Annotated in this window: 11 protein-coding genes; 2 read left to right on the top strand and 9 right to left on the bottom strand. The window is 65.1% G+C overall.

Annotation, left to right across the window (positions count from 1 at the left end; genetic code table 11):
* The first annotated feature begins 115 nt into the window (after nucleotides 1–115).
* A complete protein-coding gene (locus QX124_RS21645) occupies nucleotides 116–1,285 on the top strand; it encodes a patatin-like phospholipase family protein (protein ID WP_315785548.1) in 1,170 nt (389 codons plus the stop codon).
* Nucleotides 1,286–1,393: 108 nt separating this feature from the next.
* Nucleotides 1,394–1,981, top strand: a complete 588-nt coding sequence (locus QX124_RS21640; RefSeq protein WP_315778465.1) for a PepSY domain-containing protein — start codon at nucleotides 1,394–1,396, stop codon at nucleotides 1,979–1,981.
* A gap of 9 nt (nucleotides 1,982–1,990) precedes the next feature.
* Here QX124_RS21640 and QX124_RS21635 read toward each other — a convergent pair whose 3' ends face one another.
* The 9 genes from QX124_RS21635 to QX124_RS21595 all read right to left on the bottom strand — a co-directional run bounded on the left by QX124_RS21635 (nucleotide 1,991) and on the right by QX124_RS21595 (nucleotide 11,776).
* Nucleotides 1,991–2,683, bottom strand: coding sequence for a TetR/AcrR family transcriptional regulator (locus tag QX124_RS21635; RefSeq protein ID WP_315735638.1), 693 nt, complete (start codon nucleotides 2,681–2,683; stop codon nucleotides 1,991–1,993).
* A 148-nt stretch (nucleotides 2,684–2,831) separates the two neighbouring features.
* Entirely contained in the window at nucleotides 2,832–3,554 is a 723-nt protein-coding gene (locus QX124_RS21630) for an HAD-IA family hydrolase (RefSeq protein WP_315798220.1), read from the bottom strand.
* Nucleotides 3,551–4,495 carry a CbbX protein gene (gene cbbX / locus QX124_RS21625; protein WP_315735640.1) on the bottom strand — a complete coding sequence of 315 codons (945 nt, stop codon included), beginning with the start codon at nucleotides 4,493–4,495 and terminating at the stop codon, nucleotides 3,551–3,553. The genes QX124_RS21630 and cbbX overlap by 4 nt, the downstream gene beginning before the upstream one ends.
* A 164-nt stretch (nucleotides 4,496–4,659) precedes the next feature.
* Nucleotides 4,660–5,076 (bottom strand): ribulose bisphosphate carboxylase small subunit, encoded by a 417-nt coding sequence (locus QX124_RS21620; RefSeq protein ID WP_315733734.1) that lies wholly within the window; start codon nucleotides 5,074–5,076, stop codon nucleotides 4,660–4,662.
* 74 nt (nucleotides 5,077–5,150) lie between these two features.
* Complete coding sequence (locus QX124_RS21615) at nucleotides 5,151–6,611, bottom strand: form I ribulose bisphosphate carboxylase large subunit (protein WP_315733736.1); 1,461 nt, start codon at nucleotides 6,609–6,611, stop codon at nucleotides 5,151–5,153.
* A 35-nt stretch (nucleotides 6,612–6,646) separates the two neighbouring features.
* Complete coding sequence (gene fba / locus QX124_RS21610) at nucleotides 6,647–7,729, bottom strand: class II fructose-bisphosphate aldolase (protein ID WP_315733737.1); 1,083 nt, start codon at nucleotides 7,727–7,729, stop codon at nucleotides 6,647–6,649.
* A gap of 44 nt (nucleotides 7,730–7,773) precedes the next feature.
* The gene (gene tkt / locus QX124_RS21605; protein ID WP_315798219.1) at nucleotides 7,774–9,825 is read right to left on the bottom strand and encodes a transketolase; all 2,052 of its coding nucleotides are present in this window, start codon (nucleotides 9,823–9,825) and stop codon (nucleotides 7,774–7,776) included.
* Nucleotides 9,822–10,697, bottom strand: a complete 876-nt coding sequence (locus QX124_RS21600; RefSeq protein WP_315733741.1) for a phosphoribulokinase — start codon at nucleotides 10,695–10,697, stop codon at nucleotides 9,822–9,824. The genes tkt and QX124_RS21600 overlap by 4 nt, the downstream gene beginning before the upstream one ends.
* 35 nt (nucleotides 10,698–10,732) lie before the next feature.
* A complete protein-coding gene (locus tag QX124_RS21595) occupies nucleotides 10,733–11,776 on the bottom strand; it encodes a class 1 fructose-bisphosphatase (RefSeq protein ID WP_315798218.1) in 1,044 nt (347 codons plus the stop codon).
* Nucleotides 11,777–11,857: the final 81 nt, after the last annotated feature.

Raw genomic sequence — 11,857 nt, 5'->3', positions numbered from 1 at the left:
TCCGATATCCAGCTCCCGCAATCGTGATCCGCGGATACGCGTCGATCGCCTCGGGCTTGATCAAATCGCAATAATAATACTATACGGTTTCGTTTAGTGAACGGATGGGTGGGACGTGCGATCGCGTTGGATCCGAGCGGCAGGGAGTCTGGCCGCATTCTGCAGCCTGGCTCTCCTGCTCGGCGGCTGTGCCGCCGTTCAGCGCGCGGCCTATTCGGCCGACGACGCCAAACGCGCCACGATCGACGGCTTTCGCGCGATCCGGATGTGGGCCGATGCGCCGGCCGCGAGCTTCGACAACGCCGCGTTCAAGCCGCAGCCGCAACCTGGCAAGCCCTTCGCCTATCTTGCGCTGTCCGGCGGCGGCGGCGACGGCGCATTCGGCGCCGGCGTTCTCAACGGCTGGAGCGAAAGCGGGGCTCGTCCCGAATTCACGATCGTCTCGGGCGTCAGCACCGGTGCCCTGATCGCGCCGTTCGCCTTCCTCGGGCCAGCCTACGATGCGACGCTGAAGGAGATGTATACGAGCGGGCTCGCCAGCTCGTTCGCGGCCTCCCCCAACGCGCTCAACGCCGTGTTCGGCTCATCCCTGTTCGATGGGCAGCCGCTCCGCGACGCGATCAGCCACTACACGACGCCGGACCTGCTCGCGGCGATCGCCAGAGAACACGCCAAGGGCCGGAGACTGTTCGTCGTGACCACCGATCTGGACGCGGGGCGCCCGGTGTTGTGGAACATGGGTGAGATCGCCTCGGCGCGGACGCCGCGCGCGCTCGACCTGTTCCGGCAGGTCCTGACCGCGTCCGCCAGCGTTCCCGTGGCGTTTCCGCCGTCGCTGATCGCGGCCTCCTCCGACGGCAAGCCGATCGAGGAGATGCATGTCGACGGCGGTGTCTCGACCCAGGTGTTCACCTTTCCGGACCGTCTGCTGATGCAGCCCGAATCATCGCGGCGCATGGCCTCAGCGAGGCCCGCCATCTACATCATCATGAACGGCCGGACGTCCACCGATTTCCAGCCGGTCGAAAACAGCGCCAAGGCGATCGCGATCCGCTCGCTGGCCATGAAGAGCAAACGCGAGATCCGGAGCTACCTCTCGGCCACCTATCAGTTCGCCCGGCACAATGGCCTAGCCTTCAACATGACGGCGATCGACCCGTCCGTCCCCGAGGGCCAAGGCGTCGGCTTCGACACCGACTACATGCGCTCGCTCTACACCCTTGGCTATGACGGCGCGCGCTCGGGTCGCTTCTGGACCCAGACGCCGCCGGCGCCGTTACCTTGACAACCGCGCCATCGACAATTATAAAACGATACAGTTTCGTTTTATCGCAACCGTTTCCCAAGGGAATGCTCTACAAGCACCGACCGAGATCGGAGACAGCAGGCCGTCATGAAACGAATCATTCTGTTGACCTTGATCCTGCTGTCATGGACTCCCCTGGCGCACGCCGTCGCCGGAACCGGCACCGGCATGCAGACGGAGGGGGATCCGCAAGCCTCCACCGATCCGGCGCTGAGCCAGGAGACGATTGATCGCGAGCTCGACAAGTTCAGGCGGACGGAGGTGTCACTGCACCAGGCGCTGCGGATCGCCGAAAGGATTCATCCTGGCTCCAAGACCGCGGACATCAGCTTCGAGGGTGGGCTCGACGCCCCCATCTACAAGGTCCGAACCCTGCAGCGCGGACGGATCTGGGAATCCGACATCGACGGCACCACGGCAAAGGTGCGCAACAGCGTTCTGTTCTCGACCGTGGACGGACTGAGCGAAAGCGACCGTAACAGCCTGGCCGCCCTCACCACGGTCCGGCTCAAGATGTCGGATGCGATTCGGATCGCCGAGCGCTCGGCGGCCGGCCGGGCGATCAGTGGCGGCCTGATGAACAAGGACGGCAAGCTCGCCTTCATCGTGGTCGTCGTCAGCGGCAACGATCTCAAGCAGGTGACGCTCGAACCGTCATTGCTGCGGCGGCGCTGATCGCGCTGCTCAGGCCTTCGGCTGCAGCGCCAGGAAAATCTTGACCCGGTCACGGACGAAGCCGGGCAGCTCCCTGCGGATCGTCCTTTCGCTCTCGCCCATCAGCGAGCGCATGATCACCGGCATGACGATCAGGTCGATGAAGATCTCGGCGGAGGCCGCCGACGCCTTCGACGGCGTCCGGCGGGCGGTCATGGCCGAGACGCCGATCGTCTCGGCGAGCAGCGCCGCCACGGCATGGGTGGCGCGCTTGCGCGAGACGTCATGAAACTGACAACTGAGATCGGGAAACCGGTAGGCCTCCCCGATCGTGACCCGTAACAATCCGAGCGATTCCTTCAGCGCGCGATCGACGATGGCGATGGCAAGTCCAACCAGCTTTTCCTGTGCAGTGCCGGCGACCGGCGTGTAGGCCCCGAGATTCATCACGTCGTTGATGGAGCGCTCGACGACAGCGGCAAACAAGGCGGCCTTGCCGGTGTATCGGGCATAAATCGTCGGCTTGCTGGCGGGGGCGCGTTCGGCGATCTCGTCGATGCTGGCGCCGTCAAAGCCGCGCTCGAGAAACACCGCGCGCGCAGCGTCCAGAATACGTTCCTCGATGTTTCCAGCCAGCGCCTTCGGCGGCCGTCCCACCCGCCCGCGAAACGCTTCCGTGCGTGCAACGTCCGTACGTTTCAATTTGGCCTGCGTGCGGGCCATACTCAACGACCTCGACTCGACATGAAGACATAACGTTAAGGGATTACACGTTCTTGTCGAGACGGCAATAGAACAACTACGCCACGCGGCTATGCGCATGGTGGCGTACATAATCGGCAATGCATCAGCACAGACACCTCAAAATACCTCAGGCAACAAACTCCACGAGGTCGTCGAGCACAGCGAGCGCACCGTCGAACGTGTCGTCATGAAAGTAGAGGCTGCGCGTGATCAGCACGGGAACGCCGGCGCGGGTCGCAGCCATCAACCCGTTACCGGAGTCCTCGATCGCGATGCAACTGGCCGCGGGCAGATCGAGCTGCGACAAGACCTCCAGGTAGACATCGGGCGCAGGCTTCTTGCGCGCGACATCGTCGGCCGCCACGACGGCGGCAAATCCTGCCTCCCAATCCACGCCCAACACGGGCGCCAGCAGGGCATCGATATTGGCGCGCGTGGTCGTCGTCGCGATCGCGAGCCGCTGCCCGCGTGCCGAGGCAGCCCCCAGCAATGCTTGAACGCCTGGGCGCAATGGGCATCCCTTGTCGGCCATCAGCGCGGCAAACCGCTCCGTCTTGATGCGATGAAGCCGGGCAATGACGGCGTCGCTCAGCGGCGGCCCCGTGCGCCGCATCTGGTCGAAGGCGCGAATGCGCTCCTTGCCGCCGGCGACGCGCAGCAGCTCCTTGTAGATGCGGCGGCCCCAGTGCCAGTCGATGCCGACCGCGACGAACGCCTCGTTGAAAGCCTCGCGATGGATCTCCTCGGTCTCGGCCATGGTGCCGTCGACATCGAAGATCAGCGCGCCGGCGTCGGCGATGCGGCGCCTGAGATCGTCGAGCGGCGCGTTCATCACCAAAGCGAGACTCATGATTGCGCCTCCGCCCTGCCGTCGCCTGCGTCGGCACCCTTGGCGAACACGCGACTCGCCAGCACGTCGCTCGCTTCGATCGACATCACGTCATCGGACGTCAGCACGCGGTCGAGCCGCGACACCAGCCGGTTGGCCTGACGCAGGCGGATCCGATCCAGCGCGTTGCGGATCGAGCGCGCGTTCGAGAACAACGGTTGGGTGCGCCGGACGGCGATGTACTTTTCGAAAGCGGCGCGGGCCTCCGGGGTGAAGCGATAATTCTGCCCCTCCAGCATCATCTCGGAGATCGTCAGTAGCTCGGCTTCCGAATAGTCGGGGAAGTCGATGTGGTGGGCGATGCGCGAGCGGAAGCCGGGATTGCTCTGGAAGAACTTCTCCATCCGGTCGGCATAGCCGGCAAGAATGACCACGAGGTCCTCGCGCTGCGACTCCATGATCTGCAGCAGGATCTCGATCGACTCCTGGCCGTAGTCGCGCTCGTTCTCGGGACGGTAGAGATAATAGGCCTCGTCAATGAACAGGACGCCCCCCATCGCCTTCTTCAGCACTTCCTTGGTCTTTGGCGCGGTGTGGCCGATATATTGGCCGACGAGATCGTCGCGGGTGACACTGATGACGTGGCCGCGACGGACGAAGCCGAGCCGGTGCAGGATGCCCGCCATGCGCAGCGCGACCGTGGTCTTGCCGGTGCCGGGATTGCCGGTGAACGACATGTGCAGGGTCGGAAACGTCGTCGCCAGCCCCATCTTGCGGCGGATCCGCTCCATCATCAGCAGCGAGGCGATCTCGCGGATCCGCGTCTTGACCGGCGCGAGCCCGACCAGCTCACGGTCGAGCTGCTCCAGCACGGGCGCAATATCGACGCTCTCGAACTCGCGGCGCAGGTCGACGGTATCGACCGGCGTCGCCTGGGTGGTGTCCGCCTGCGTGGCCTGCATCATCCGCTCGTGCTCCGTTCGGGACGCTCGCATCAGATCGCCGTGCCTTCGAACCTGGCAGCAACGAAGCAACGGCAAATAGAAGGTGATATGGCCGCTCCGGGCGGAGATCCCTGCCACGCCGCAGACCTGCAGGCGCAGCAGCGACCTCCGCCCGCCAGGGATCAGTAACGCTGGCCTTCGGGGCGCTCGGCCGCGTAGGACCGCGTCGAATAACGCTGATTGCGCCCGACGGTTTCCTGCCGGTCGAGCCGGAAGCCCGGCTCGTTCTGCGGCCGGTTGACGATGAAGGACAGCCGGGTCGACTCCCAGCCGTGGGTGGAGTCGAAGGCCGAGATGCGGATGTAGCGGTCGCCATAGATCTTCCGGCATTCGGCCAGCTCGCGCATGATGCCGGCGGCGTCACGCAGGTCGAACATCGGCAGGCCCCACATCTCCCAATAGGTGTTGCGGGGATGCGGATCGTCGGTGAACTCGATGTTCACGGCCCAATTCTTCTCGAGGCAATACTGGATCTGGGCCGTGATCTGCTCGTCGGTCAGATCGGGTAGGAAAGAAAAGCAGCCTTGGGTCACGCGCATGTTGATGTCTCCTGGTGTGGCTGATGCGGGCGAGCGGGCTCCGGCCCGCGTCGCGGCGGCGCATCGAATAATGACTAGGCGGCGGGCGTGACGGTCGGCACGAAGTCCGGCGAGTCGGTCGATTCGTAGTTGAAGGTGACGTCCTTCCAGATCTCCAGCGCCTCGCGCAGCGGCGTGCAGGTCTGCGCCGCCTTGGCCAGGATCTCCGGGCCCTCATGCACGTAGTCGCGGCCCTCGTTGCGGGCGAGGATCATCGCCTCCAGCGCGACGCGGTTGGCGGTCGCACCGGCGGCGATGCCGCGCGGATGGCCAATGGTGCCGCCGCCGAACTGCAGCACGACGTCCTCGCCGAGCAGGTCGAGCAGCTGGTGCATCTGGCCGGCATGGATGCCGCCGGACGCCACCGGCATCAGCTTGTTCAGGCTGGCCCAGGGCTGGTCGAAGAACACGCCGTGCTCGAGCCGCATCGGATTAAAGTCCTCGCGGCAGATGTCGTAGTAGCCGCGTGTGGTGTTCGGGTCGCCCTCGAGCTTGCCGACCACGGTGCCGGCATGGATGTGGTCGACACCGGCGAGCCGCATCCACTTGGCGATGACGCGGAACGACACGCCGTGCGCGCGCTGCCGCGTATAGGTCGAGTGTCCTGCACGATGCAGATGCAGGATCATGTCGTTCTTGCGAGCCCACTTCGCCATCGACTGGATCGCGGTGTAGCCGATCACGAGGTCGATCATGACAACGCATGACCCGAGCTCCTTGGCGAACTCGGCGCGCTCATACATGTCTTCCATGGTCGCTGCGGTAATGTTGAGATAAGTCCCCTTCATCTCACCGGTGGCCGCCTGCGCCTTGTTGACCGCCTCCATGCAGTACAGGAAGCGCTCGCGCCAATGCATGAACGGCTGCGAGTTGATGTTCTCGTCGTCCTTGGTGAAGTCGAGCCCGCCCTTCAGCGCCTCGTAGACGACGCGGCCGTAGTTGCGGCCGGACAGGCCGAGCTTCGGCTTGACGGTAGCGCCCAGCAGCGGCCGGCCGAACTTGTCGAGCCGCTCGCGCTCGACGACGATGCCGGTCGCCGGCCCCTGGAACGTCTTCACATAGGCAACCGGCAGCCGCATGTCCTCCAGCCGCAGCGCCTTCAGCGGCTTGAAGCCGAACACGTTGCCGATGATCGAGGCCGTCAGGTTGGAGATCGAGCCCGGCTCGAACAGATCGAGGTCATAGGCGATGTAGGCGAAGTAGCTGCCCGGCGAGCCCGGCACCGGCTCGACCCGGTAGCACTTGGCGCGGTACTTCTCGGCCGCCGTCAGGCGGTCGGTCCACACCACGGTCCAGGTCGCGGTCGAGGATTCGCCGGCGACCGCGGCGCAAGCCTCGGTCGGGTCGACACCGTCCTGCGGCGTGACGCGGAACAGCGCGATCACGTCGGTGTCCTTTGGCTGATAGGACGGCTCCCAGTAGCCCATGCGCTTGTATTCCATGACGCCGGACTTGTAGCGATCCTTGCCGCGCACCGTGATCGATGGGTCGTTCATGTGTTCCTCCTGAATGTTCGTTATGGCCGTGGATGTCAGGCAGCTTCAGTCATTCCCCCAACTCGCGGATCGAGTGCGCCGGAGCGGTAGCGCTTGGCCATTTCGGCGAGCGGAATGACCTTGATCCTGGATGCATTGCCGGCAGCGCCGAACTGCTCGAACCGCTCGCGGCACAACTCGCGCATCGAATCCATCGCCGGCTTCAGGAACTTGCGCGGATCGAACTCGACCTTCGACGACGCGCCGACCTTGCGGAAGATCGCGGTCATCGCCAGCCGGCAGTCGGTGTCGATATTGACCTTGCGGACGCCATGGCGGATGCCGCGCACGATCTCCTCGACCGGGACGCCCCAGGTCTGCGGCATCTCGCCGCCGAACTGATTGAACATGTCCTGCAGCGCCTGGGGCACCGAGGACGAGCCGTGCATCACCAGATGCGTGTTCGGCAGCCGGCGATGGATCTCCTCGATCACGTTCATGGCGAGGATCTCGCCGTCCGGCTTGCGCGAGAACTTGTAGGCGCCGTGCGAGGTGCCCATCGCGATCGCCAGCGCATCGACCTTGGTGGCGCGGACGAAATCCACGGCCTGGTCCGGATCGGTCAGCAGCTGCTCGCGGCTGACTTTGCCCTCGAGGCCATGACCATCCTCCTGCTCGCCGCCGCCATGCTCGAGCGAGCCGAGCACGCCGAGTTCGCCCTCGACCGAGGCGCCGACCCAATGCGCCATGTCAGTGACACGGCGGGTAATGTCGACATTGTAGTCATAATCCGCCGCGGTCTTGGCGTCGGCCTTGAGCGACCCGTCCATCATGACAGAGGTGAAGCCGTACTTGATCGCGGTGGCGCAGGTCGCCTCGTCGTTGCCGTGGTCCTGGTGCAGGCAGAGCGGAATCTGCGGATACATCTCCTCCAGCGCGTCGATCATCTTCGACAGCATGATGTCGCCGGCATAGGAGCGCGCGCCGCGCGAGGCCTGGATGATCACGGGGGCGTCGACCGCCGCGGCCGCCTCCATGATCGCGAGCCCCTGCTCCATGTTGTTGATGTTGAAAGCCGGCACGCCATAGCTGCGCTCGGCAGCATGGTCCAGCAATTGTCTGAGCGTGATCCGCGCCATGTTGATCTCCGTTCCTGTTTCGATGTTCTGTTCTGTGACGCGGCTCAGGAAGCCCGCGCCCGGATGATGTTGCGCATGGCCGCATCGGCGACCGCCGCAGGCGTGATGCCGAATTCGCGATACAGCACCTCGGCCGGCGCCGAGGCGCCAAAGCCCTGCATGCCGACGAACTCGCCGGCATCACCGAGCCAGCGCGCCCAGTCGCCCTCGATCGCAGCTTCGACCCCGATGCGTGGCGCATGGCCGAGCACTTCGGCGCGATACTCTGCCGACTGCTTGCGGAACAATTCGAAGCACGGCGCCGACACCACCGCCGCCTGGACGCCTTCGGCCGCCAGCAGCTTGGCCGCCTCCAGCGCGATGGCCACCTCCGAGCCGGTCGCAATCAAAGTCACGTCGCGACCGGCCTCGGGCTCGATGACCACGTAAGCGCCGAGCGCTACCTTGTTGTGATCCGATGCCTCGGTGCGGAACGCCGGCAGCGCCTGCCGCGACAGGCACAGCACTGACGGCGAGGTCTCCGCACGCAGCGCGCAATCCCAGGCTTCCGCCGTCTCGACCGCGTCGGCCGGGCGGAATACCAGGAGGTTCGGAATGGCCCGCAAGCTCGCGACATGCTCGACCGGCTGATGCGTCGGGCCGTCCTCGCCGAGGCCGATGGAATCGTGGGTCATCACGTGGATGACGCGGATGCCCATCAGTGCGGCCAGGCGAATCGCCGGCCGGCTGTAGTCGGCGAACGCGAGGAAGGTGCCGCCGTAGGGAATGAAGCCGCCATGCAGCGCGATGCCGTTCATGGCCGCGGCCATCGCATGCTCGCGCACGCCATAGTGGATGTAGTTGCCGTCCATGGTCGCTGATGTGACCGACTTGTGCGTCTTGGCCTTGGTGAGGTTGGAGTGAGTGAGATCCGCCGAGCCGCCGAGCAGATTGGGCAGCACCGTCGCGATGACATCGATGACGTTCTGCGAGGCCTGGCGGGTGGCGATCTTCGGCCGCTCGGCCGTGAGCTGCGCGATGAACTGCGCCATGCGCTCGGTATAGGCGGCTGGAAGCTTCTTGTTCAGCGCGTCGTGGCAGGGCGACCGGTCCGCGGTGCACAGCTTGCGCGCACGCTCCTTCCAGGCCTGGCGCACGCTGCGGCCTCGCGCGCCGATCTCGCGCCAGCTCACCAGCACGTCGGCCGGCACCTCGAACGGACGGTGGGGCCAGTGCAGTGCCGCGCGGGTCTTCTCGACCTCCTCCGGCCCGAGCGGCGCGCCATGCGCCTTCTCCGAGCCCTGCCGTCCGGGTGAACCGAAGCCGATCGTCGTCCGGCACGCGATCATGCTGGGACGATCGCTCTGCCGCGCCGCTGCGATCGCCGCAGCAATCGCTTCCGGATCATGGCCGTCGATGCGGCAGGTCGTCCAACCAGAGGCGGCAAAGCGCGCGAGCTGATCGTCGGAGCATGCCAGCCCGGTCGAGCCGTCAATCGAGATGCCGTTGTCGTCGAACAGCACGATCAAACGATTCAGCTTGAGATGCCCCGCGAGCGAGATCGCCTCGTGACTGATGCCCTCCATCAGGCAGCCGTCGCCGGCGATCACATAGGTGTAGTGATCGACCAGATCGTTGCCATAGCGCGCGTTCATCAGGCGCTCGGCGAGCGCCATGCCGACCGCCGTCGCGATGCCCTGCCCCAGCGGACCGGTCGTGGTCTCGACGCCCGGCGTGTGGCCATATTCCGGATGCCCGGGCGTCTTGGCGCCCCATTGCCGGAACTTCTTCAGCTCATCGATCGTGACCGCCTCGTAGCCGGTCAGATGCAGCAGCGCATAGAGCAGCATAGAGCCGTGTCCGGCCGACAGCACGAACCGGTCGCGATCGGGCCAGGCCGGATCGGCGGGATCGAACTTCAGGAAGCGCTGATACAGCACAGTGGCGACATCGGCCATGCCCATCGGCATGCCGGGGTGGCCCGACTTCGCCTTTTCGACGGCGTCGATCGCGAGGAAGCGGATGGCATTCGCCATCTCCGCATGGCTGGGATCGGCCTTGATATCGGTCTTGCTATCAGTCTTGGGGGCCAGCGTCTGCACGGCGGTGGCGGTCATAGCGTGCGCCTCTTTCGGTCCATCAGTTGCATGATCATGGGGGTGAGAATGAGCTGCATGGCGAGATCGAGCCTGGAACCATGGATCACGATCGAATTCGCGCGCGACATGAAGCTGCCCTGGATCATCGAGAGCAGATAGGGAAAGTCGATGCCGCGCGGATTCTTCAGGCGGATGACGACCATCGACTCGTCGGGCGTGGGAATCCAGCGCGCGATGAAGGGATTCGACGTGTCGACCGTCGGTACACGCTGGAAGTTGATGTCGGTCTCGGAAAACTGCGGAATGATGTAGTTCACATAGTCCGGCATGCGCCGCAGGATTGTGTCGGTGACCGCCTCGGTGGTATAGCCGCGCGAGGCACGGTCGCGGTGCAGCTTCTGGATCCATTCGAGATTGATGACCGGAACGACACCGATCTTGAGGTCCGCATGCTGGGCAATGTTGACCGTCTCGGTGACGACAGCGCCATGCAGGCCTTCGTAGAACAGAAGATCGGACTCTTCCGGCAGCCGCGTCCAGTCGGTGAAGTTGCCGGGCCTTGTGTCGTAGAGCCGCGCCTCCTCCTCGTCATGGACGTAGTGGCGCGTCATGCCCGTGCCGGTCTCGGAGTAATCGCGGAAGGTCTTCTCGAGCTCCTCGAACAGGTTGGTGTCGGGGCTGAAATGGCTGAAGTGCTTGTTGCCGAGTTCGGCCTCCTCGACCATCTTGCGGCGCATCTCCTCGCGATTGTAGCGATGGAAGGCATCGCCCTCGATGTAGGCCGCCTTGACGTTCTCGCGGCGGAAGATGTTCTCGAAGGTCTTCTTGACGGACGTGGTGCCGGCGCCCGACGAGCCCGTGATCGAGATGATGGGATGACGACGTGACATGACTTTTCTCCGGAAGGCGCGTTCGGCAGGCTGGCTCAGCGGAACAGGCCGCGCCGCGCGAACAGGGGCGCATCGCTGGTTTCGAACAGCGGCTCGACACCCTCGTGCAGCTGGTCGACGTCGCGAACAAGGCGAACGTCGCCCATGATCAGCGGCGCGCGCTGATGCGGCGAGCGCGCCGACAGTTCGAGAATGCGCGAACGGCCGCTCGAGGCCGAGCCGCCGGCCCATTCCATGATCAGCGCCATCGGATGCGCCTCGTAGACCAGCCGCAGCCGGCCCTCACGATAGCCGGGGCGGGAGTCGGCCGGATAGAGGAACACGCCGCCGCGCATCAGGATGCGATAGGCCTCGGCGACCAGCGAGGCGATCCAACGCATGTTGAAGTCGCGGCCGCGCGGGCCCGCGGCGCCCGCCAGGCATTCGTCGACATAGTTGCGCACCGTCCCGCTCCAGTGCCGGCGGTTCGAGGCGTTGATGGCGAACTCCGGCGTATCCTGCGGGATGCGGATTCCGGACTTGGCGAGCATGAACTCGTGCAAGGTCGGATGCAGGACGTAGAGATCGACGCGGCGGTCGATCGCGAGCACCAGGCAGGTCTGCGGTCCGTAGACGAAAAAGCCGGCGGCAAGCTGTGCGGTGCCGGGCTCGAAGAAGCTGGAGAGCACGTCGCGGCCGCGCGGCCGGATCGAGAAGATGGTGCCGACCGAGATGTTGTTCTGCAGGTTCGAGGAGCCGTCGAGCGGGTCGATCGCCACGCAAAGTGGGGCAGCAGCGTTGACCGTTTCCGGCCGATCGACCTCTTCGGACAGGATGCCCGCGACAGGAGCCCGGCGCAGCGCATCCCGCATCAGATTGTCGGCGACGATGTCGAGCGCCTTCTGGACGTCGCCGTCGGCGTTCACGGTGGCGGCGCCTTCGTCGACGCCGGACAGCGGCGCGATAGCGATCTGCCGCGCGAGCTCGCGCGCCGCCTCGGCCAGAGCCTCGATGACCGCGGCACAATCGGCGTCGGCACCCTGCGCCGCCAGATGTGCCTGCAATGTCTGATGATGATCCATGGGCCACTCCCTTGCCATCAGCCCATTCTTTGGAGAGCTTGATGCGTGCGGCACGAAGGGGTCGTGCCGCACCCCCATCAAGGCCCGGTTTGCGTGATT

The organism is Bradyrhizobium sp. SZCCHNRI3043 (genome assembly GCF_032377735.1).
GTDB lineage: Bacteria > Pseudomonadota > Alphaproteobacteria > Rhizobiales > Xanthobacteraceae > Bradyrhizobium.
This window is presented reverse-complemented; position numbering and strand designations above follow the sequence as displayed.